Origin of the sequence: Gimesia aquarii (genome assembly GCF_007748175.1) — a bacterium.
In the GTDB taxonomy this organism is placed as follows: domain Bacteria; phylum Planctomycetota; class Planctomycetia; order Planctomycetales; family Planctomycetaceae; genus Gimesia; species Gimesia aquarii_A.
The window spans coordinates 6,304,851-6,327,190 of the sequence record NZ_CP037422.1 but is presented as its reverse complement, the minus strand read 5'-3'; the positions used below and the strand labels follow the sequence as shown (position 1 = coordinate 6,327,190).

Sequence of the window (22,340 nt, the reverse complement as noted above, 5' to 3'; positions counted from 1 at the left end):
TACATTCATCGAGAGCTGATTTGCGTGTGATGACGTTTGATAGCAGGAAAAAAGAGAGTGAGGATCACGAATTGATTACTATGATTCATCAGTGCAAGTAGTTGAAAAAAGCGACTTTTATAGTGATAAAATCATCAAAGGTGGATGTATTCACTAAGTAGATTATTTTCTCACGCGCGCGACGCAGATCACGCAGTTTCGAGAGATGCGTGATGATGTCAAGAGAGGAAAAAACACCTGAAAATCCTTACGAAAGTAAGAAGATCATTCGGTAACCACGCCTTTGGTCAGAATCAGGTTGGCATAGAGGGCGGTTTCGCTTGTCGCGATGATTGCATAGGCATTTTTGGCTCGTTCATAAAATTCGAAGCGTTCGATTTTTTCAAGTTCGAAACTCCGTCCATCATGCGTTTGAATGAGCCGTTGATAGGTTTCCCAGATGGGAGGTTCAGCGGCTTGATCATCGACGGGATTCATCAATCCCGCAGGTTGCTCGACAAACGTGTCCAGCGGAAAGAATCGCAGAATTGCGTCGAGGACTTGAGGAACATCATGGCCATCCAGACGGATGATTCGTTGTGCGTGTGATTCAGCAGGGAAATTCCCATCTGCTAAAACAAGTTCGTCTCCATGCCCCATTTTCATCAGTACACACATCAGATCAGGTGAGATTATGGGAGGGATTCCTTTGAGCATCGATTTTGCCTTTATATTTCGGGAGATTAATACCCTGGACTAGATTCTCTTAATGAGAACGGATCAAACCGAGTATGTAGATCAAATTATTATGCAGAAATTTTACCGCGATGGCGAGGATGGCTTGCTGGATAACCAGAAGCGAAGCCGTTATGATGGCCTGAGTTCAAGCTGTGAGCTCAACAAATTATTTGAATTGCCACCTTAATTTATCTGGTAGCAAATTTTCAGGAGAAAGTCTGAAAAATCAATGAAAATTCATGAATATCAGGCCAAACAATTGTTTCGTGAAGCCGGGATTCCTGTACCTGAAGGAATCGTCGCAAAAACCGTTGACGAAGCGGTAGCCGCATTTGAGAAATTAGATCGTCCTTTGGTCGTTGTGAAGTCACAAATTCATGCAGGTGGCCGGGGAAAGGGGCGTTTTAAAGAACACCCCGATCAACCCGGAGTTATCCTCGCTCGGTCCACGGATGAAGTTCGTGAAAATGCGGAACGTATGCTGGGTTCGACTCTGGTCACTATCCAGACGGGATCTGAAGGCAAGCAGGTGAATACCCTGTTTATCGAGCAAGGTTTGGATATAGCCAAAGAGCTATATCTGGGATGTGTGGTTGACCGTGAAGCAGGGGGGCCCGTTTTGATTCTCTCGACCGAAGGGGGAATGGAAATTGAAGTCGTTGCCCATGAAAGTCCCGAGAAGATTCTAAGTGAGCCCTTTTCCATTCATACCGGTTTACTGGGATTTCAAGCACGTAAGCTGGCATTCAAGTTGGGAATGGAAGGAAAGACAGTTCGCAGTGCCGAGAAATTTTTCTGCCAACTGAGTCGTTTTTTCATTGATAATGATTGCAGTATGACCGAAATCAACCCATTGGTGATTACCGGCGAGGGAGATTTAGTTGCGTTGGACGCCAAGGTTTCATTCGATGACAACGCATTGTTTCGACACAAGCCATTTGATGAATTACGTGATCTGACTGAAGAAGATCCTGCTGAAATTCAAGCGGGTGAAGCAGACCTGAGCTATGTCAAACTGGACGGAAATATTGGATGTCTGGTGAATGGTGCCGGGTTGGCAATGAGTACAATGGACCTGATTAAGCATCATGGCGGAGAGCCTGCTAACTTCCTGGACGTCGGAGGCGGAGCGAATGTTGATCAGGTATCCGAAGCATTTCGGATCATTCTGGCTGACGATAATGTAAAAGCCGTTCTGGTGAATATTTTTGGTGGGATCATGAAGTGCGACACAATTGTGACTGCATTATTGGAAGCCTATGAAAAGGTAGGGTTCACGGTTCCATTGGTCGTGCGTCTGGAAGGAACGAATGTAGATATCGCCCGCAAGATGCTCGCGGAAAGTGGACGAGATATCGTTTCGGCAACTGATTTAACAGATGCTGCTCAAAAAGTGGTAGCAACTCTGAGTACTTAATATGAGAAAATTGGTCTGTTGAAATCTCAGCAGGCGGTAATGATTTGACGTGGTTTGTTTGCAAAAAGCAATCTGAACCATCTTTTTAAAAACAGATTTCCCGCAAGGGTGAAATATTATGAGTATATTAGTTACTGAAAACACACGCGTCATTTGCCAGGGGATTACCGGTAAGTCGGGTCTGTTTCACAGCCAGCAATGCCGCGAGTATGGCACACCATTATTAGGCGGAGTGACACCCGGTAAAGGGGGAACCGAAGTCGATGGCTTTCCCGTTTTTAACACGGTAGAAGAAGCAGTCGAAAAAACAGGCGCGAATACCAGTCTTGTGTTTGTACCACCACCGTTCTGCGGCGAAGCGATTATGGAAGCCGCTGATGCAGGAATGGAATTGATTATCGCCATTACCGAAGGCGTTCCCGTATTCGATATGGTACGGGTCATGGAATATCTCAAAGACAAAAACAGCCGTCTGATCGGACCAAACTGTCCGGGAGTGATTACGCCTGGCATTGCCAAGATTGGAATCATGCCCGGTTATATTCATACGCCTGGTTCGGTAGGTTTGATCAGCAAAAGTGGAACGTTGACGTACGAAGCAGCCTGGCAGTTGGGAAATGTAGGACTGGGGCAAACCACGGCTGTGGGAATTGGTGGTGACCCGATTATCGGAACGACTTTTATTGATCTTCTGGAATTATTTGAAAACGATCCTGCCACGGAATCCATTATGTTGATTGGTGAGATTGGCGGGACGGCAGAGATTGAAGCTGCGGAGTACATTAAAGAGCATGTTACGAAACCGGTGGCTGGTTTCATTGCTGGTAAGACAGCTCCTCCCGGAAAACGGATGGGACACGCCGGTGCAATTATCAGTGGAGGCAGTGGAACAGCTGATGAAAAGATCGCCGCTTTGGAAGCGGCTGGTGTTGTGGTAGCAGAGAGCCCTGCCGACATGGGCGCTGCCGTTCAAAGAGCCATTGAAGCGGCAAAATGATGCGATTCAACTAAAGATTCAACATATAAAGGGCAGCCAGTTTGATGAATGGCTGCCCTTTTTTATTATCAAAAACAGTTTTAAAGTTTACTTTTCATCGTCGGCACAAACCCACCCACCCAGAGAAGTGCTGTACTCGATCAGTTCCTCTGGCTTGAAGTAGATTTTGATTTCGCGAGTCGCTGCTTCCGGACCATCACTTCCATGGACTAGATTCATCTGACGGCTGACTCCATAATCGCCGCGAATCGTACCGGGCGCAGATTCACGACCGTTCGTAGAACCCATCATCGAACGTACAACAGAGATCGCTTCCGGGCCTTCTGCTACAATCGCAACGACAGGACCGGCTGTGATAAATTCTTCGAGAAGTGGGTAGAACGGTTTTTCCACATGTTCTGCATAATGTTCGGCTGATAGCTCTTTTGTCACTTGCAGCATTTTTAATCCGATAATTTTTAGCCCTTTATTTTCAAACCGTGATAAAAGGGTCCCTGCTAGACGTCTCTGTACTGCATCGGGTTTAATTAGGATTAATGTTCGTTCAGTTGCCATGTGGATTACTTTCTCTAAGGTCTTTCGTTTATGAGAGTTTGAGGGATCGATTTCTATCCCCATTAAATACGAATAGTTTTTTTTCAATCAATGGGTTACTGGAAGGATAGATTAATTCAATTACAAAGTTTTCTTACCTGCTGAATACAAATAAATTTGGCTTTCTTTTCAATCCTGGTTGAGCGACTGGAAGGCGAGGATCAGGATGAAACCCGTGTATTACTACTGATGCAATTATAGAATTGTCGAAACAGGTAGTGACTGTCGTGTGGCCCCGCTGATGCTTCTGGATGGTATTGCACACTGAACGCAGGGTAAGTTTTATGCCTTAAGCCGGCGACCGTATCGTCATTCATATTGATATGAGTGATTTCCACGTCAGCGGGGATTGATTCAGGGTCGATGGCAAATCCATGATTCTGGGAAGTAATCTCTACCTGGCCTGTGTCATGATTGACGACAGGCTGATTGGCACCGCGATGGCCAAACTTGAGTTTGAATGTTTTGCAGCCACAAGCTAAGCCCAATAGTTGGTGTCCCAGGCAGATTCCAAAAATAGGGACCTTGTCTAACAGAGAACGGATCGTGTCGATGGCATAAGTCAGTGGTTCCGGATCGCCAGGCCCATTCGACAGGAAAACACCATCGGGGTTCAACTCCAGGACATCTTGAGCGGTACAGTCACCAGGAAGGATAGTCACTTTACAGCCCAGTTGGCTCAAATGACGTGGAATATTCCATTTCATGCCATAGTCGATGGCCACGATGTGATAGGAATTTTCAGAGACGTAATCGGTTTCAGAGAGACTCTCCAAATTTTTTCCACTGAAAGCGTGAGTTGAACTACTGTGTGCCAGGGGATGTAAACTCTCATTCCATTCACGTGAAGACTTCGGAATGACCTGACTCACTAAATCTTGTCCGGCAAGTTGGGGACTTTCTTGTGCTTTTTTTACCAGGGACTGATCATCCAGATCTTCTGTTGAGAGCACACCTGTCATGGCGCCATGAGTACGAATTTTTCGCACGAGAGCTCGGGTGTCGATTCCCTGCAATCCGATGACACCAGCTGATTTCAGATATTCATCGAGTGTCTGAGTTGAGCGATAATTACTGGGGACTTCACAAAGTTCACGAATAATGAAACCGCGTAAAGCAATTCCAGAAGATTCCACATCTTCCGGAGTAATTCCGTAATTACCGATTTGGGGGTACGTCATTGTGACGATTTGTCCACAATATGATGGATCGGTCAGAATTTCCTGGTAGCCGGTCATGCTCGTGTTGAACACAACTTCACCATGGATTTCTCCTTCTGCACCAAAAGCCGTCCCTGTGAACACACTGCCGTCCGAAAGGGCTAATTTCACTGTTTTCTGCATTGTTTACACTGATCTCAGGCAATAGAAAAAATTTTGGTCAAATCTCGTATGTTTTATCAGAGATGAGCGCAAATAAAAAGAGACCAGCGGTAGATGGCTGGCCTCTTCGATGGGATTTTTCTGAGAGATCTCAATTGGATCAGCTCAGATTTTGTTTCAAAACAAAATTGTCAATGCGTATCACATTTTCATCAGGATCGTTAAAACTGTTGAACAATTCGCCCATAATTGAGTGAAAATGTTCCCGGCAGATGGAGTAGTAATTGTGTTTTCCGTCGCGACGTGCTTCAATCAGACCCGCATCCCGCAATAATGCGAGGTGGTGGCTGACCGCGGGTTGACTCTGATTGAGTCGCTCGCAGAGAGCAGTCACGAATAACTCTTCTTCCTGAGCCAAGTAAAGCATAATGCGTAGTCTGGTTTCGTCAGACAATAACTTAAATACTTTTACCAAGTTCTTTTCCAGATGATTAGGAAGCGATGGAAATCGCTGGGTCGATCCTTCCTGGGGTGGTTCCACAAGATTTGTGGCCATATCACTAGTATCCTTTTTTAAATTCATGCAAAAAAGTTCTTTTTAAACCGTCGCTCATTTTCAGCGACTGGCTTGTGGGGCATAATTAGTTTTTGTTCCGCTCACATTCAAGGCGGGGAAGTGAATCACAAAAAAACAAGCAGCCAACCGCTGGCCATGCCAAAATTTTACTACTATTTGGCCCATTATCGCCTGAAATACATGGCGCGCAGATCTAAGCTGAAATGTCTACTCAACTACTTGTATTGTTTGCCAGACAGGCGAAAGATGTGAGGTAGGGGAGACGCTCTACTTTTAAATTAAAACTAAAGATCGCTCCCTCATTTCGATGGCAATTATGGTAGTCCGCTGCCCAATCGTCAACTAAAATTTATCCAGTTTAGCTAATTATTCAGAAAAAAACATATTCGATATCAACTTAAGTGTCATTAAATATTGGAGTTACATTGTGTCAGTATCTTCCTTCTGTAATCTTTCAGGAATGAAAGCAATGGTCACTGGTTCTTCCACAGGTATTGGTAAGGCGATCGCGCTCGAACTTGCTGATGCCGGGGCCGATGTATTGATTCACTATCGAAAATCTTCTGAGGAAGCACAACAGGTCGTGCAACAAATTCAGGAGCGTGGTAGGAAGTCGGTAGCCATTTCAGCAGATCTAGCGAATCAGGAAAACGACGCCGCTTTCATCGATCAGGCATTTCAGGAATGGGGGAACTTGGACATTTGGATTAATAATGCTGGTGCCGATTTATTAACGGGAGACGAAGCAAAACTGGATTATGGTCGGAAACTGGAAAAGCTATTTGATGTCGATGTGCGGGGTACTGTGCTCTTATCCCATGAAGTGGGACAACGGATGCAGCAACAGGGAGCAGGTTGTATTCTAAATATTGGCTGGGATCAATCTGACCGGGGGATGGAAGGAGATAGTGGAGAATTATTTGCCACGAGCAAAAATGCCATCATGGGTTTCAGTCGTTCGTTGGCGGTTTCCTTAGCTCCGGACGTTCGTGTCAATTGTATCGCCCCGGGTTGGATCCTGACTGCCTGGGGAGAAAACGCGAGCGAAGTCTGGCACGAACGGGTTAAACAGGAAACACCCATGAAACGGTGGGGAAAGCCTGACGACATTGCCAAGATGGCACGCTTTCTTTGCAGTCATGAAGCGGCTTATATTACGGGACAAGTGATTAACGTGAATGGTGGAGCTGTTCGATAGATTTGCATTCGCTATGATCAATCGGAAGACGGATTTTGCTGAGCTTCTGGCAGCAGGTAGGCGATAAGATCACGAAATTCCTGGAGAGTCATTTGATCCACCAGCCCGTTAGGCATGATCGACGTTTTTGAAGGAACCATTTCTTCAATATCGTTGATTTTGAATGAACGAATCTTTCCGTTCGAGTCATAAATAGAGCGTTCTTTATTGTTATGTTTGTGATAGATCCCGGAAGCAGTTTGTCCATCGATAGTGACAATTGTCAGAGGTAGAAAACCAGGATCGATATCTTTACTGGGGTTAATGATCGCTTCCACTAAACGTTCACGATTCAAGGCAATACGCCCCTGCATGCGAATTAAGCCAGGTCCGATCTGCTGGCCTCGACCGTCAATCTGGTGGCAACGGAAACAGCCCGGACCCTTAGGGTGAAAAAAGAGACGCTGGCCAGCTTGAGAATCGGCGGGGCCAGACAATACTTGCATCCATTTCTCTAACTGATCTTTTGCCGGTTTCTGCTGCTTTGATTTCCGTTTTAATACTCTCTCGATCAGTGAAAATTTCTCTCGGTTTTTTGTCGCCATTCTTCTGAGCCTGTTCTGTTCTTCCTCACTCAGAATCGCGCCCGTTAATGTTCGCAGTGCTTCTTTGCTGACGGAATCACTTTGGGAATTTGCTAATTTCAAAAGGGGAGCGACGTTTTCGGGATTTGAAGAATTCAGGCCGATCACTGCCTCTGACCGTAAATTTGCGTCCAGGTTTGAGTTGAGAGCAAGTTCCAGGAGTTTTTTTCGAGCCGAGTCTGTTTTAGTTTCTCGTAAAGTTCGAACGGCCTCTGTTTGAACACCAGAATAATCGGACTTCAAAAGTTGGTTCAGTTTTTTCTCGTTCAATGCAGGATGAGACGCAGGCAGAAAGAGCAAGATTTGTTGTATTACTTCAGGTGAGGTCTCAGGGAGATCAAGTAACTGAGCCGCGTATTCCTGAGACTTGGATTTCTTAACCCACCAGTCACCAGTTGTGCCCCGCGTCCACTCTTTCATGACTCCTTCCAGTTGTGAAATCGAAGCCAGATAGGCTTTGAGCAATTCTGGCGTCGTCGCTTTTTTAGCGAGATCTTTGATGAGTGTCTCACGGAACTCTTTGAGTTCATCACGGCCAATCCACTCTACGGTGACAAAACGGACTTGCGGATTTTCGTCATTCAAAGCTTGCTTTAATAATGAGGTATCAGGAGGTGATGCACTTTCTTTTAACAACAGAATGACCGCAAGTCGTACCTCGGGGGTTTTGTGCAAAAACAGTTGAGACAACTCTTTGTCAGAGAACGTTTGCCGCAGTCCTTGTCGTGCTGCTTGCTGCATGAATAAGTCAGTGCTTTTCAGACGTTCCACAAGAATCGGTAGAGCCGATTTTTCTTCAATCCGTCTCAATGCGGCTGCTTGAACGGCTGGAGAAGTGTCTTCGATTACGATTTTTTGAAAATCCACAAGATGAGAGGGCAACCTGGTAACGGCTTGTTCGCGGAGACCCACGTGTTTGTCTTTCATAATGGACGCAGCGAATTCAGGCGTCATTTTTTCTGCACTGATGAGCGCGTTTAACGCAACTGCTTTGGTTCGTGAGTCAGAATTTTTAAGAGCCGTTTTTAGCCTGGAAATTCCCTTTTTGCCTTGAGCGAGTAATTTACGTGCGGCTGCCTCTCGCTTCTGCCTGTCTTTTGATGAGATTGATTCCGTTTGAGAGCGCTGGAGAGGGTTCAATGCACGAATTCGCCATACACGACCTTTCCCATGTAAAGGATAGGATCGATCGGCCCAATCACCTACATACAGACTCCCATCAGGACCAACGGCAATTCCCGCGGGGCGAAAATGTTCTTCTCCCGCGATGACAGGTTGTGTTGTTGTTTTGAAATTTGTACCTTCAGGAATAAAGTCATAACGATCTATGCGGTGTTCTCCCCAGCTGGCTACGAGTAAACTTCCTCGGTAGTCTTCGGGGAGATGGTCTGATTCATATGAAATCAAACCTGTCGGAGATTCCCCCGTAGAAGAAGTCATAGGGAGCGTGCCCGGCGTTTCTGCATTGATGGCGATGAAGGGTTCGAGGGTGCGACGACGGTAACCATAATCGCCGCCTTCTACGATGGTTAATAAACGGCAGGGGGGGCGATTACCAGGATCGTTATCGCCAACAAACATCCGACCATAGACATCAAAACAGAGATGGAAGGGATTCCAGAATCCCGTGGCAACACGTTCAAGTCGACTGCCATCCGTTCGACAACGAAAAATGCCGCCTTCACCTCGTAGTGCAGACAGCCGCTTATTTCCTTTGCCGATCAGGGTAGCATCATCTCCGTAGTTTTGACCGAGTGTGAAATAGACATTTCCAAAATCGCCGATGAGTTCCGCATCGACACCTTCGTTTTCTCCCATACTGAAATAGAGGTTGTTAAAAAAATCAAAGGCAAAACCAGAGAATCCATTGTGGGGATAAGTGGCTTTGGTTTCGAGTTGAACCAGATTCTGCCTGACATCTGCTTTACCATCATCGTCTTTGTCTCGCAGACGAAAGATCGAGCTGCGGGTGGCGACATAAAGCCAGCCATCAGGATGCGCGCCGACATTCATGGTTTCTGTGGAACCTGCATAGAATGTCTGAATTCGATCAGCTTTGCCATCACCAGTAGTGTCTTCCAGCAGTCGAATGCGGTCTGTTTCAGGGCCTTCATAATTTTCAGGTCGAAAGTGTGTATGGCTTTCCACCACATAGACACGATTTTGCTGATCCACTGTCAGCCCAGTGACTGTGACAATATCGGGCTCTGATGCGAACAGTTCAACCGTCAAGCGATTATCCAGAGAACGAGGAGTTTTGATCTCTTCTGCTTTTGAAAGAGGAGTGAGGAAAAGCGATATGTAAATCAGCAGGATAGAGCTTGTGATACAGGGGTGGGAAAAAGCTTTCCGGGATAATAGACCGGGCATCTTCTCTATTCCTTCTAAAACTGGATGAAGACAAATTATTGGTAGATTAAGGAGTGAAGTTATTTATTTTTTGGTACTGAGATATCCGAGAGACATCAGGAATGTGTCCAATTTTTCAACAGTCGAATTGTAATTCTCTTTGCTTCTGCTCAGATTGAAAAATCCATGCCCCTGATCTTTGTAGGCAGCAAGTTCGCAACGGTTTTGTTTTGCTTTCATCTGCTTGGTAAATCGTTCAACATTCTCAATCGGAACCGCTTTATCAGCCGTCCCGTGAAAAATGATCGTTGGAGGTAGATTGTTGCGAACAAAATGGATGGGGGAAATTTCTTTGCAACGTTTACCAAGTTGTTTAGGCCCACCTTTCCAGCCTGTTTCTGTGGTGTCCACAACGGGATTGAACAAAGCCATTGCATTGGGGACCGATGAAATTTGTTGGTTTTCCTCTGGTTCTTCAAACCCAACTACAGTTCCCGTACAGGCGGCAACATGACCTCCTGCAGAACCTCCGCCGGAAACGATGCGATTCGGGTCAATGCCCAGATCTTTCGCGTGTTGACGAATCCAGCGGACAGCAGATTTTCCATCTGCCACACACTCAAAGGGGGTTGTCTTGTGCTTGGATTTAATGCGGTATTCCGCAGCGCAAGCAACCATGCCTCTTGCTGCCAGATATTGACAATGTGGCTCGAATTGACTCGGATTGCCACCAGTCCAGCCACCACCGAAGAAGAATACAATTACCGGGCGGGAATCTCCCTGTTTCCAATCTTTGGGTTTGAAAATATTAAGATGCAGGTCACCTTGTTCTGTTGTTTTATAGACTTTGTAATCGGCACCCTTTAATGGTTTCCAGCCAGGTTTCGACTTTGGAGGTTTTTTGTCCGCTGCATTGAGTGATGGTGTTGAAGAGAGTCCAACTAGACACGTGACGAAAAATAGAGAAACGCTGAAGATTGCGTGCTGAAGTTTTGAATTCATACTGCTGAAATTCCTTGAATATACCTTAGAATAGATACTTGATTTCGAATCAAAGTTCCCTCTATAGTAAATTAAACTTAAATGAAATGGTCTCTCTTTTCCTATTGGAATAACAAAAAATGAAAATTAAATCAGTTTTGAGTGTGATCTTATTTTTGGGGATGTTTGTTTTTTTGAATCCATTACAGGCTGAGGATAAAACAGTGAAGTTGCCTGCTAAAGAAAAGTTTCACATCTATCTGTTAATCGGGCAGTCGAATATGGCGGGACGTGGGAAGGTGACTGCAGCAGAAAATAAACCGCATCCACGAGTCTTAAAACTGGATGAACAAGGCAAATGGGTTCCTGCGACTGACCCATTGCATTTTGATAAACCGAAAATAGCGGGTGTGGGTCCCGGATCGGGATTTGGACCAATGATGGCAGATGCAGATCCCGATGTCACGATTGGATTGATTCCTGCTGCATTTGGGGGAACCCCGCTTAGCCGTTGGGTCAAGGGAAAAGATCTTTATGAACGCGCTGTGGAATGGGCAAAGAAAAACCAGGACCGAGGTGTTGTCAAGGGGGCGATTTGGCACCAGGGGGAGGCCGAGTGTAAGAACCCCGATCTTTACAATACTTATCAAAAACGACTTTCCGGCATGATTGTCGATCTACGTGCCGATTTGAATGAACCGGATTTGCCATTTGTGATGGGTGAGTTAGGTGAGTTTTTAGAACGGCCTGGCGTGAGTACCGTGAATGATGCGATGCACAAAATCTCGAAATCGGTTCCAGCGACTGCCGTTGCTTCATCGAAAGGACTGGCCGCAAAAAGTGATCAGGTTCATTTCAACGCAAAAAGTGAGCGGGAGTTTGGGAAACGCTATGCGCAGCAGATGCTCAAATTGCAGAAAGCTGCAAAGACCAAATAAATCCTGATCAGAATCACTTCCAATAAGTAACGGAGAGCCAACATGAGTCGTCGGCTCTCCGTTATATTTTTGATTGATGAGTTTAAATCAGACCAATATCTCTTTCACAGGATGATGGTCTTCAACGCCTGTCAGGCGTTGATCAAGCCCCTGGAATTTATAAGTGAGTTTACGATGATCAATTCCCAGGCATTGTAAGATAGTCGCATTGAATTCATGAATATGGACAGGGTTTTCTGTGATATTATAACTGAAATCATCTGTGGACCCGTGAACCACTCCTTTTTTAATTCCACCACCGGCCATCCAGACACTAAAGCAGCGTGGATGGTGGTCTCGTCCGTAGTTTTCCTTGGTTAGTTTTCCCTGACAGTAAGCAGTTCGGCCAAATTCACCACCCCAGATAACCAGAGTATCATCTAACAAGCCGCGTTGTTTCAGATCTTTGACTAGTGCAGCAGCCGGTTGGTCAATATCTTTACATTGCTTGGGTAAGTCACCCGCAATGTTGGCATGCTGGTCCCAGCCACGGTGGAAGATTTGAGAGAAACGCACTCCGCGTTCTGCCATCCGACGGGCTAAGAGACAATGATAGGCGAATGTCCCAGGCTTCTGGACGTCAGGGCCATACATTTCGAGTGTGGCTTTGGTTTCTTTCGAAATGTCTGTCAACTCAGGAACCGAAGTTTGCATACGGAAGGCCATCTCGTATTGTGAGATGCGTGTTTGAATTTCCGGATCGCCGATGGCGTTGAATTCGTTCTGATTCATTTCAGCCAAAGTATCCAGCATACGTCTTCGCAATTTTGAGGTAATTCCGGGAGGATTTGAAAGAAACAAAACCGGATCCCCCTTTGATCGAAGCGAGACGCCAGAATATTTACTGGCTAAAAAACCGCTCCCCCACAGGCGATTGTAAAGTGCCTGTGCTTGTTGCCGCCCGGACCAGGTTGAGGTCAATACAACAAAGGAAGGCAGATTCTCGTTCATGGAACCCAGACCATAACTGAGCCAGGAACCAAGACTGGCGCGACCGGGAAGTTGATTACCCGTGCAGATGTAAGTAATTGCCGGGTCGTGGTTGATCGCTTCGGTCCAGAGTGATCTGACAATCGAGATGTCTTTGACAATTCCGGCTGTATGTGGCAGAAGCTCACTAACCCAGGCACCTTCTGAACCGTTGTCATACTTTTTAAATTTAAATTTGGAGGGAGCTAGAGGAAAACGAGACTGACCTGAAGTCATCGTAGTGAGTCGCTGACCATTCCGAACGGATTCTGGTAAATCTTTATCAAACAGCTTCTCCAACCCCGGTTTGTAGTCGAGTGTATCAATCTGAGAAGGTGAGCCAGCCATAAACAGATAGATGGCGCGTTTGGCTTTAGGTGCAAAGTGCGGGACTCCTGGTAGACCTCCCGTTACTTTCATTTCAGGGGTTGCTGCAAGGGTTTGTTGCTGACCTGCTTCAAGAGAAGCCAATGCAGCTGCACCCAAACCTAATCCACCAGTTTTAAAAAAGTGGCGTCGTGTGATTTGTGAGATATGATCCTGGATCGGGTTCATGACATTACCTTAAAATTTTTATTTGTACTGTAATATGAGTGAATTTGAATTCATGATTACTGAATCAAAGTATTGAACTAGAATCAAATTAACTTTTAGTGAGCACTTCATCTAAATTGAGGATGAGATTTGCAATCATCGTCCATGCTGCCAATTCCTGAGGATTTAAAGTCGCGTCTGCCTTAGATTCTCCGATTGCAATCAGTTCTGTTGCCGCTTTAGGAGCCGCTTGATAATGTGCCAGCATATCCTTAAACGTATTTAAAGTGAGTATCAGGTCTTCCGGAGTGATTTCTTTGGCTGTAGCCAGTCTGTAAGCAAAGCGGATGCGTTCTTCAGGAGATTTGCCTCCTTCTTTCATCATGCGTTGGCCGAGCGTACGAGCTGCTTCCAGATACTGTGGATCGTTCAAGAGTAGCAATGCCTGTAGTGGGGTATTGGTGCGTTCCCGGCGCATAGTACATGCTTCGCGGCTGGGAGCGTCAAAAGTAGACATCCCCGGTGGTGGTGAAGTCCGTTTCCAGAAAGTATACAGGCTACGACGAAACACTTTTTCGGGACCTTTGTCTTGTTTGAAGCGAACTGTATTCGAACCGGAGTAACCGACTGCATGCCAGAGCCCATCAGGTTGAGGGGGTTTGACGCTGGAACCACCGATTTTAGGAACCATGAGGCCACTGACTGCCAGAGCTTGATCACGCAGCATTTCTGCATCCAGTCGGAAACGGGGACCTCTTGCGAGGAGACGGTTTTTCGGATCGATTTTATGAAGTGCAGGAGTCACTTTTGAATTCTGTCGATACGTGGCCGACATCAAAATCTGTTTCATAAAACGTTTGACATCCCAGTGGTGTGTCTGGAAATCCACAGCGAGCCAATCCAGTAATTCAGGATGACTGGGAGCGGCTCCCTGGTTACCAAAGTCTTCGCTGGTTTCTACGATCCCAATCCCAAATAGTTGCTGCCAGAATCGGTTCACAGCAACACGCGAAGTTAAGGGGTGATTGGGTGCGACAAGCCACTTGGCAAGACCTAAACGATTTACAGGCCATTCTGCTGCCATCGCTGGAAATTGAGCAGGTGTTTTTCTTGAGACTTTGTCACCCTTCTGGTCGTACTGCCCACGTTTCAAATTAAATGCTTCCCGAATCTCTTTTCGTTCACGAAATACGAGAGTCGTTGGCAGTGACTGAACGAGGCGTTGTTCCTGTGCTTTGACTTGAATTTTCTTTGCCAGCAGTTTGCGATATTCCGAATCGAACTGATTTAAATAGTATTGTCTCAACAATTCTGTTTGCTGAGGTGAGCGTTTCTCAGCAGCCAATTGCAGGACAGGGGCAATTTGCTTGTCAAAGAAAACTTGATTGACTTCCGTCTCGGAAAGCTCGTGGTTGTAAATTTTAAAATCATCGACAAAGCCATTCGTCAAATGCTTGTTGGCACTGGAATGCCCCAGCAGCAGTGTTGCAGAGTTGAGTGGTGTTGTATTTTTAAACGAATCAGAGGAAATGGTTAGCTCGGATGATTTTCCGTCAATATAGAGGGAGACCCCGTGTGCTTTAGCAGAACCATCGTAAGTTACACAAACATGATGCCATTGGTTTGGAGTGATTTCGTTATTTTTCGTTTGTACTTGAATCGCATAACCGGGCCAACGATCAATTAATCTGACACTGAGGCTACGATTCGTGATTTGTAGATCATAGCCACGTTCTCGTGAATTTTTGTTGAGGCTTGAAACAATCGGGCCTGATGTTCTGCCATTGGTTTTGACCCAGATGGCAAAACTGAAGGGGATCGCTTTGTTAAATTGCCCTGTTTTTCCCAAGTCCAGATAGCTTCCCGGGGCAAACTGAAACCCATTGCCAAATTTGCCAGCAACCCAGTGTGGCTTGCCTTTGACAGTCGCCTTATTTTTCTCGTTGATTTGATTAGCAGCATTTGCCCCTTCTTTTTCATCAAGAGAATACGCTGCCAGTAAACCATCTGGTTGAGGGATGGAAAGGTCCGGATTACTTCCCGTTTGCTGAATCTGCTGTTTCCAGTTCAACCAGGCCTGGAAAGCAGGTTCATTGACTTTGATTCTACTCTGTCCCTTTTTACTGATTGCAGCAATCTGATCTTTAAAAGCTTTCAGTTGCTTTGACTGCTGCGCATTGGGGACTCGCAATGAAGGAGGGGAATCCTTAATATTCCCATCCATGGCAGGACCATCCAGATTATTGAAGAACGCAAACATCTGGTAAAATTCGGTTTTGGTGAAGGGATCAAATTTATGGTCATGGCACACAGCACATCCCAGGGTGAGACCCATGAAAGCTTGCCCTGTGGTTTCAACACGATCAATCACATTACGAACATAGACTTCTTCGGCGATTGAACCACCTTCGTTAGTTGTGACATGGCAGCGATTAAAACCGGTTGCGATTTGTTGATCCATTGTAGCGTTGGGTAGCAGATCACCGGCCAACTGTTCAATCACAAATTGGTCATAGGGAAGATTTAAATTAAAGGCTTTAATGACCCAGTCCCGGTAAGGCCACATTTCGCGATAGTTATCAAGGTGCAAACCGTGTGTGTCACCATAGCGAGCAATATCCAGCCAGTAACGCGCCATGTGTTCCCCATAATGAGGAGATTCCAACAGACGATCTATCACTTTTTCATACGCATTAGGAGACTTATCATTCACGAATGCTTCTACATCTTGTGGTTTCGGTGGTAAGCCGGTCAGGTCAAAAGTGACACGTCGAATGAGTGTGCGTCGATCTGCTTCTGCAGAAGGCTTCAGACCTGCTTTTTCGATGCGTGCCAGAATAAATTGGTCGATAGGAGTTCGGACCCAGGCAGGTTGTTTTACAACAGGAGTCGCTGGCTTCTTGGGAGTCACATAAGACCAGTGATCTTGCCAGAGTGCTCCTTCCTGAATCCAACGAGTCAACAGAGCAATTTCTTCCTTTGTCAGTTTTTTCCCACTCTCTTCGGGTGGCATTTTGAGATCGGCATCGGTTGTTGTGACGCGTGTGATGAGTTCACTTTGTTTGACATTTCCCGGGACGATGGCTTTATGACCATCCAGGTCTGCAAAGGCGCCCTCTTTGGTATCGAATCGCAGGTCGGCTGCACGTTTTTTGGCGTCCGGGCCATGACATTGAAAACAATTTTCCGACAGGATCGAGCGGATTTTCGCAGGATCGAATTTATCTGGATTCTGCGCGTACACTTGATTCAGTGAAGCGCAGAGGAATGATAGTAAAAGAGCAGGGAGTAATCGCTTGCTCAAACACACAAGAAGCATGACAGTCACCTTCTGGAAGTTATTTTCAAGTGGATAATTAAGCCACCCGTAGGTGGAAATTTCGATCAACTTGTCAATGAATCTCTGGTGATGCCCGTCCGACCGACAATCCGTATCAGTTTGCAGCGGTGGTAGCTGATCCACATGGCTCAGCAGGCGGGATGGCAGTGTATTCGAGAATAGAGGAGCAAAGCTGAAATTCTCGAATTCAGGTTCATTTAGCCATTCTAATCACCACTAAAAGCCTTTGCAAGACGTCGATAATTAGAATTTGACGTATCATATTGTGAATTCAATGTTTCGATCGAGACTAAAAACGAGACAATTTTTAGCGATACAGGGCTAAAGCGTGTTTTGGGCATCGAAATAGATCTCTTGCAAAATTCTGTGATGATTGACATTTCTTGAAGACAAGCTCATATCAGATCTACGATGTTGAGAAAGATTTTGTTGGTCATAACTCATGTCGGTTTCCAATCAGATGAGAATGAATCAAGAGATGAAATGTTATTGTTCCAGAAAAAAGGTTCATATTATTTCGATTGACTTTAAAAGTTGAGGGAACCCAACCACTTGCAATGTGTCTAGTGAGAACAAATCGTGATAAGATACAAATAGGTTTGGCAAAGAAGTCGACCTTACTAGGTAAAAAATGGAGAAGAGAGATGAACTCTCGACAATTGCTGAAAATCGGCGTTCCACAATATTGCTTGAAAACTGCTATGACGGCGATTCAACAAGCAGTAGCGGATAATAAAATTCGTGGTAAAGAATTGAAGGAACGCGTTCAAAGCGTAGTAGATCGTCCAGAAGATTTTTTGGAAGACTCTGCCTTTGCGCAACTGGCTTTCGAATTAGTAGACGATAATCGAGAAGAAGTTTTCGAACCTATCGATTACCAAGTTTGGGGTAAAGACGGAATCGATGATGGTGCGTTGTCACAAATGGACTTGGCATGTCATGTTCCTTCTGCACGTGGTGCTGCATTAATGCCTGATGCGCATCACGGCTATGGTTTGCCAATTGGTGGCGTTCTGGCGCTGGAAGACGCTGTGATTCCTTACGCTGTTGGTGTGGATATTGCTTGTCGTATGAAATTATCAGTATTGGATATTTCTGTCGATTCTCTTGACAAGAAACGGCATCAGTTTATTGATGCCATCAATCGAGGAACAGCATTTGGTGTAGGCGCTGCTCATGAAAAACGACAACATCATGCTGTGATGGATGCAGACTGGACAGTCTCTAAAGTGACTCGTGAGAAAAAAGATAAAGCATGGAAGCAATTGGGATCATCTGGGTCTGGTAACCATTTTGTTGAATTTGGTGTTGTTACCTTTACGGAAGACGATGAAGAACTTGGTTTGACCGCCGGTGAATATGTGGCACTGTTGAGCCATAGCGGTAGTCGTGGAGCAGGAGCTGCTGTGTGCAGTACTTATTCTTCGATTGCGCAATCACGTTTGCATAAACGACATCATAAGCTGGGACGTCTGGCCTGGTTGGAAATGGATTCTGAAGCAGGACAGGAATACTGGGCTGCAATGAACTTAATGGGTGACTATGCGGCTGCTAACCATACTGTGATTCATGAAAATGTGTCCGAGCTTCTGGGAAGTAAAGTGATTTCCGGAGTGGAGAATCATCATAACTTTGCGTGGAAAGAAGAGCATGGCGGAAAGGAAGTTTACGTGCACCGTAAGGGGGCAACCCCAGCGGCGGCTGGTGAGCTGGGTGTGATTCCCGGTTCTATGGCTGATCCAGCGTTTGTGGTTCGTGGAAAAGGAAATGCAGCGAGCCTGAATTCTGCATCACATGGTGCGGGGCGTTGTATGTCTCGTCGAAAAGGAAAAGAGAAGTATCGCTGGAATGCCGTTAAAAATGATCTGGAAAAACGAGGAATCACTGTGATTTCTGCGGGAGCCGATGAAGTTCCCGGTGTTTATAAAAACATCATGGAAATCATGGCAGAACAACAGGATCTGGTGGAGATTGTCGCACGTTTCAATCCAAAGATTGTGAAAATGTGCGGTGATGGAAGCCGAGCTGAAGATTGACTCGTTTTGAGAAATGAGAGCAGGCAGATTGGGATCTATTTTCTGATCTGCCTGTTTTTGATGGCCTGTTTTCGAAGCTGATGTGTGGGAGTGGCTTTGACTTTGCCTGCACTCAATTTGAAGTCGGGAACAATGCTCGAAAGCGTTTGCGGATTCAGGCTGAAGATAGTAAAGCCTCCCGTTTTGAGCTGACGAGTGACTCCGACCTGTCCCAGAACGCGATCACTGCTTAAGGTAGTGCGCGTCGAGAGGGCGCCTATGCCCGGGTAGATGGGAATTCTTCCGGCGAGATGTTTTTGCTGGTCTTCGATCCAGATTCTAAACTGGGTATCGTTGTCGGTGTAATCCATCGGGCAGATGAAATCGAGATAGCCACGTTTTGCCCAGAGTGGCCAGTCCTGGGCCACCCAATCACGACAATCTGGGTATTCTCGGAAGACCGCTGCGGAAATCTTGATTCCGGGACGCAGTTTGCGTGCCTCATGTTGGACGGTTTCAACCAGACGTGTGATCTGAGCCGCGCGCCAATCACGGTACTTGCTCTTCAGTTTGCCGTCATAACAGTCATTGGGCCAATTTTGAACTTTGATACCAGTGTCGGCTTCAAATTTCTGACGGCTATAATTGCTGTAACAATGCCGATTATTAGGGTAGCGAATGTAGTCGAAATGAATACCATCGACGGGGTATTTTTTGACAACTTCGAGCATACTATCAACTTCGAGCTGAAAGTTTTCCGGGTGTGCCGGGTTTAGCCAGTCCGATGGTTCTCCTTTCACACTGACTTGTGTACGACCTGCCTCACGCATTTTTTTGAGGAATGATGGGGGCGCTGTGGATAGATTGTGATTTACCTTCCAGACATGGACTTCCAAACCGTGTTTACGAGCCGCTTTCAGACACTGCTCGATCTGATCTCCATACTTTTCATAAGTTTGGCTGCGCGGCAACACGTCGCTGGGATAATGAGCCAAACCTCCCCAGAGCATATTGGGAATGATCATATTAAAGCCCGCGTCGGAAAGTTCTTTGCAGGTACGATTCCAATCACCTGGATAGGGACCTGTTGGCGAATGGTCCCAGAACGCACGTGCTTCCCGTTGCGGACTGGATCTGGTGAGTAGATAGATTTTGACTCGTTTTTCACGACAAACGCGCGCAAACGGAATCGATTTGAATGCCTGGTTCTGCTTCAGCAGGCGCTTAGCCTGATTCAAACTCACGGTTGTCTGATCAAGATCACGAGCGGCGAGCTCTCGGCTTTTTAGAGGTGTTACTGTAGAGACGATATGCTGTCTCAAGTCAGTAAAATTATCGAAAGGACCAACGTGTCCTGCTTGTTCAATTGTTGCTTCGGCAATGGAATGCCAGAGTTGGGGATGAAAGTGTCCCATGATGGCTGTGAGAAGTGCCTGCTTTTTAACAGGATCATCACCCAGAATGAGATGACTGAAGTAAGCGCCACGGTTACTGACAATGAGTGCTGGCTTTCCTGTATTCTTTCCTGTTTCGTCAACCCACTCGCTGACGATACGAGCTCCATGTCCTGTGGGAATTGCGGTGATCAGATTCCAGGAAGCTTGCTTGACTTCTGCTGGCAACCCCTGGATTTTTGAGTCTTTGAGGTGAATCGCTGCCAGTCCGCCGGGACGATCAGGTTTGAAGTAGGTTCCTTTTTTAATTCCCAGGTTCTTTTCCAGGGCAGGGGGGATGTTAAAATTAAGAAAAACTTTTCCTCCCCGTACCATGAATTGATTCAATATTCGACAGGATTTTGTGGAGACATTCGGGTTAAAGGGAAGAATCACGACAGACCGCTTGTCTAGTGCATGAGACGTCAGTTCCGGTTCGCTCATGCGGTCACACTGAATTCCCGAAGTTTGAAGGAATTTTTCGATTCGATCTGCGGCGACAAATGTGTTCTTCTCTTTATTTTGCAATTTCAAGTCTGGGACGAGGATTACAATCTGATTTGTAGTGGCTTTGAGGTTACGTATTTGAAATCGGGTATCTGGCTCTGTAATCGAGTCTCTCCAGACAACAAGACGAATTGTTTCGACTTTATCCCAACCTGAAGGATTGTCTTCTTTGCGAAAGTCATTTTTTGAAAAGCGTAGTGTTTGCCATCTCTGTCCTTTCACTTGTGCTGCCGCAGAATACCAGCCTGTTCCGCTTTTGAAATAGAGGCTGACTTTGTGATTGCTGTTAGGCGATTCTGGTTTGACGTCGAGTGTAAATACACCAGGGGAGGTCAGATCAAGCTTCACACGTTTATCAATGCCTGCCCGTGGAATTTCACGGTTTGACGAAAACGGAGCTGTGAGCAGTAATACGTTCCGGTCATCTACTTTCTGCATCGCGAGCGGAAGCGTTCCTTTGAGCTCTTTCCATTTTTCACGGGCTTCTGATGAGGATTTAAAGTCAAATTGATCCAGAACGTTATCAGTGTCTGTTGAAAATCCAGCGGTCAGTAAAAGGAGATAGGAGAGTTGATGCAGCATCGTATACCTGACAATCGAACAGAGATCACTATATTTGAAATCGGACTGTTAGTTTTATCTCCTCAGCGAGTCACAGGCAAGTCTTTCTAAAATAACGAATATTAATGGGGAGAAAAAAAGGGATCAGCGAATTCATAATTCGCAGATCCCTGTAAAATGACCAGACGACAGTGAATTGAGTTTATTTGTAGCTGAGTTTAGCAAAGTAAATAGACGTCTTACCTTCATGGCTGGAATAGTAGCTGACATTGAGTAAACCATCATGTAGAACCATATTGGCATAACTGGTATCGCCACCACTGGGTAATTCGAGCAGTTCTGTGAGTGTGCCTTTTTCAACATCAATTTGGCAAATCGATGTATGTGCTTTAGGGGAATAAAGACGCACTGTTGCCAGAAAACGACCATCGGGCAGTTGAAACAGTTCCGGGCCACCAATTTTCACTCCCAGGTCTTTCCATTGCCAATCTGTATAAGGTGGCTTTGAGATGCCCAGCAGTCCCGTGGCTCCTTTCCCACTTCCGTCTCGTCGGAGCAGACAATAACAGGTTTTATCTTTGGTAAAGACAAGAGAACTTTCGTTGGAGTACCCCTTATCGATTAATGTATCGACGACCGTTTCGTATTTTTTTCCGTCACTGCTTTTATAGAGACGCGTGAATTTCGGACCTTTTTTTCCAGTGTGATATCCAATCGAGTAAACATTGCCATCATTCCACTTCATACCCCAGAGCCACATGTTGGGATCGCCGATTTTGTATCCCTTTGACCAATGTGTTCCGTCATCTGAAAACCAGGTCATCGATTGGTGTCTCATGGAAGCAGGTTGATGCAAGGCGGCGGCACCGCTTAACATGAGTTGTCCTTGGGGAGTGACGCTAATTTTAGCATCTCGTAAGTCGGCTGTATCAGAGGTGATGCGAGCGACCGGTTTCCAGTTTTTGCCGTCTTTTGAACAGAGTACTTGTAATGCACCATCTGCAGAAACATGGGCTTTTCCCGTACGGAAAACACAAAACCATTGGTCTTTAAAACGGGTAAGTCCTGTGAAAGCGTTATGCGGGTCTTGGTCCCAGATTTTTTCGACGCTTTCCAGTTTCAGTTGAACCGGCTTCGAAGCTTCCAATAGAGATGATGAGTGTAGTATCAGAGTCAAAACTGCGATGAGTGATGCGGCTTTTTTCATGGTGGGTTCCTTAATGTTATTG

The 22,340-nt window shown here is 45.9% G+C and carries 16 protein-coding genes; 6 read left to right on the top strand and 10 right to left on the bottom strand.

All coding sequences use genetic code 11. The features are described 5' to 3' along the window. Window positions 1–264: 264 nt before the first annotated feature. Window positions 265–696 (bottom strand): RbsD/FucU family protein, encoded by a 432-nt coding sequence (locus V202x_RS23925; protein ID WP_145179324.1) that lies wholly within the window; start codon window positions 694–696, stop codon window positions 265–267. A gap of 52 nt (window positions 697–748) precedes the next feature. Here V202x_RS23925 and V202x_RS27650 point away from each other — a divergent pair, with 52 nt between their 5' ends. The 3 genes from V202x_RS27650 (at window position 749) to sucD (ending at window position 3,131) form a co-directional block, all read left to right on the top strand. Continuing rightward, on the top strand, window positions 749–904 hold the full coding sequence (locus V202x_RS27650; protein ID WP_197993074.1) for a hypothetical protein: 156 nt from the start codon (window positions 749–751) through the stop codon (window positions 902–904). A gap of 42 nt (window positions 905–946) precedes the next feature. Then, window positions 947–2,134, top strand: a complete 1,188-nt coding sequence (sucC, locus tag V202x_RS23920) for an ADP-forming succinate--CoA ligase subunit beta (RefSeq protein ID WP_145179323.1) — start codon at window positions 947–949, stop codon at window positions 2,132–2,134. Window positions 2,135–2,252: 118 nt separating this feature from the next. Beyond that, a complete protein-coding gene (sucD, locus tag V202x_RS23915) occupies window positions 2,253–3,131 on the top strand; it encodes a succinate--CoA ligase subunit alpha (RefSeq protein WP_145179322.1) in 879 nt (292 codons plus the stop codon). Window positions 3,132–3,218: 87 nt separating this feature from the next. Here sucD and ndk read toward each other — a convergent pair whose 3' ends face one another. From ndk to V202x_RS23900, 3 genes are all read right to left on the bottom strand, one after another. Continuing rightward, window positions 3,219–3,686: a nucleoside-diphosphate kinase gene (gene ndk, locus V202x_RS23910; protein WP_144987934.1), complete on the bottom strand. Its 468-nt coding sequence runs from the start codon at window positions 3,684–3,686 to the stop codon at window positions 3,219–3,221. Window positions 3,687–3,886: 200 nt separating this feature from the next. Next, window positions 3,887–5,068 (bottom strand): glutamine-hydrolyzing carbamoyl-phosphate synthase small subunit, encoded by a 1,182-nt coding sequence (gene carA / locus V202x_RS23905; RefSeq protein WP_145179321.1) that lies wholly within the window; start codon window positions 5,066–5,068, stop codon window positions 3,887–3,889. 139 nt (window positions 5,069–5,207) lie between these two features. Beyond that, window positions 5,208–5,603, bottom strand: coding sequence for an ArsR/SmtB family transcription factor (locus V202x_RS23900; RefSeq protein WP_144987929.1), 396 nt, complete (start codon window positions 5,601–5,603; stop codon window positions 5,208–5,210). Window positions 5,604–6,051: 448 nt separating this feature from the next. On the opposite strand from V202x_RS23900, the gene V202x_RS23895 reads away from it, so the two are divergent. Beyond that, complete coding sequence (locus V202x_RS23895) at window positions 6,052–6,822, top strand: SDR family NAD(P)-dependent oxidoreductase (RefSeq protein ID WP_197993073.1); 771 nt, start codon at window positions 6,052–6,054, stop codon at window positions 6,820–6,822. 17 nt (window positions 6,823–6,839) lie between these two features. Here the strand turns inward: V202x_RS23895 and V202x_RS23890 are convergent, their stop codons facing one another. Together V202x_RS23890 and V202x_RS23885 are read right to left on the bottom strand one after the other, a co-directional pair. Continuing rightward, window positions 6,840–9,815, bottom strand: a complete 2,976-nt coding sequence (locus V202x_RS23890; RefSeq protein WP_145179320.1) for a PVC-type heme-binding CxxCH protein — start codon at window positions 9,813–9,815, stop codon at window positions 6,840–6,842. 63 nt (window positions 9,816–9,878) lie between these two features. Further along, a complete protein-coding gene (locus tag V202x_RS23885; RefSeq protein WP_145179319.1) occupies window positions 9,879–10,796 on the bottom strand; it encodes an alpha/beta hydrolase in 918 nt (305 codons plus the stop codon). A 119-nt stretch (window positions 10,797–10,915) separates the two neighbouring features. Here V202x_RS23885 and V202x_RS23880 point away from each other — a divergent pair, with 119 nt between their 5' ends. Beyond that, window positions 10,916–11,713, top strand: coding sequence for a sialate O-acetylesterase (locus V202x_RS23880; protein WP_197993072.1), 798 nt, complete (start codon window positions 10,916–10,918; stop codon window positions 11,711–11,713). Window positions 11,714–11,800: 87 nt separating this feature from the next. Here V202x_RS23880 and V202x_RS23875 read toward each other — a convergent pair whose 3' ends face one another. Further along, window positions 11,801–13,276 (bottom strand): DUF1501 domain-containing protein, encoded by a 1,476-nt coding sequence (locus V202x_RS23875; protein ID WP_145179318.1) that lies wholly within the window; start codon window positions 13,274–13,276, stop codon window positions 11,801–11,803. An 88-nt stretch (window positions 13,277–13,364) separates the two neighbouring features. Then, window positions 13,365–16,574, bottom strand: coding sequence for a DUF1553 domain-containing protein (locus tag V202x_RS23870; protein WP_145179317.1), 3,210 nt, complete (start codon window positions 16,572–16,574; stop codon window positions 13,365–13,367). Between the two features lie 665 nt (window positions 16,575–17,239). Between V202x_RS23870 and V202x_RS23865 the strand changes: the two genes are divergently transcribed. Then, window positions 17,240–18,631, top strand: a complete 1,392-nt coding sequence (locus V202x_RS23865; protein ID WP_145179316.1) for an RtcB family protein — start codon at window positions 17,240–17,242, stop codon at window positions 18,629–18,631. 35 nt (window positions 18,632–18,666) lie between these two features. On the opposite strand, the gene V202x_RS23860 is transcribed toward V202x_RS23865, so the two are convergent. Next, window positions 18,667–21,132 carry a glycoside hydrolase family 10 protein gene (locus V202x_RS23860; protein ID WP_145179315.1) on the bottom strand — a complete coding sequence of 822 codons (2,466 nt, stop codon included), beginning with the start codon at window positions 21,130–21,132 and terminating at the stop codon, window positions 18,667–18,669. Between the two features lie 181 nt (window positions 21,133–21,313). Then, window positions 21,314–22,318: a sialidase family protein gene (locus V202x_RS23855; RefSeq protein WP_145179314.1), complete on the bottom strand. Its 1,005-nt coding sequence runs from the start codon at window positions 22,316–22,318 to the stop codon at window positions 21,314–21,316. Window positions 22,319–22,340: the final 22 nt, after the last annotated feature.

What these genes read in the sequence shown, in the direction of transcription:
- V202x_RS23925 (WP_145179324.1), bottom strand. Translation starts at nt 696, where the DNA reads ATGCTCAAAGGAATCCCTCCCATAATCTCACCTGATCTGATGTGTGTA.
- V202x_RS27650 (WP_197993074.1), top strand. Translation starts at nt 749, where the DNA reads ATGAGAACGGATCAAACCGAGTATGTAGATCAAATTATTATGCAGAAA.
- sucC (WP_145179323.1), top strand. Translation starts at nt 947, where the DNA reads ATGAAAATTCATGAATATCAGGCCAAACAATTGTTTCGTGAAGCCGGG.
- sucD (WP_145179322.1), top strand. Translation starts at nt 2,253, where the DNA reads ATGAGTATATTAGTTACTGAAAACACACGCGTCATTTGCCAGGGGATT.
- ndk (WP_144987934.1), bottom strand. Translation starts at nt 3,686, where the DNA reads ATGGCAACTGAACGAACATTAATCCTAATTAAACCCGATGCAGTACAG.
- carA (WP_145179321.1), bottom strand. Translation starts at nt 5,068, where the DNA reads ATGCAGAAAACAGTGAAATTAGCCCTTTCGGACGGCAGTGTGTTCACA.
- V202x_RS23900 (WP_144987929.1), bottom strand. Translation starts at nt 5,603, where the DNA reads ATGGCCACAAATCTTGTGGAACCACCCCAGGAAGGATCGACCCAGCGA.
- V202x_RS23890 (WP_145179320.1), bottom strand. Translation starts at nt 9,815, where the DNA reads ATGCCCGGTCTATTATCCCGGAAAGCTTTTTCCCACCCCTGTATCACA.
- V202x_RS23885 (WP_145179319.1), bottom strand. Translation starts at nt 10,796, where the DNA reads ATGAATTCAAAACTTCAGCACGCAATCTTCAGCGTTTCTCTATTTTTC.
- V202x_RS23880 (WP_197993072.1), top strand. Translation starts at nt 10,916, where the DNA reads ATGAAAATTAAATCAGTTTTGAGTGTGATCTTATTTTTGGGGATGTTT.
- V202x_RS23875 (WP_145179318.1), bottom strand. Translation starts at nt 13,276, where the DNA reads ATGAACCCGATCCAGGATCATATCTCACAAATCACACGACGCCACTTT.
- V202x_RS23870 (WP_145179317.1), bottom strand. Translation starts at nt 16,574, where the DNA reads ATGCTTCTTGTGTGTTTGAGCAAGCGATTACTCCCTGCTCTTTTACTA.
- V202x_RS23865 (WP_145179316.1), top strand. Translation starts at nt 17,240, where the DNA reads ATGAACTCTCGACAATTGCTGAAAATCGGCGTTCCACAATATTGCTTG.
- V202x_RS23860 (WP_145179315.1), bottom strand. Translation starts at nt 21,132, where the DNA reads ATGCTGCATCAACTCTCCTATCTCCTTTTACTGACCGCTGGATTTTCA.
- V202x_RS23855 (WP_145179314.1), bottom strand. Translation starts at nt 22,318, where the DNA reads ATGAAAAAAGCCGCATCACTCATCGCAGTTTTGACTCTGATACTACAC.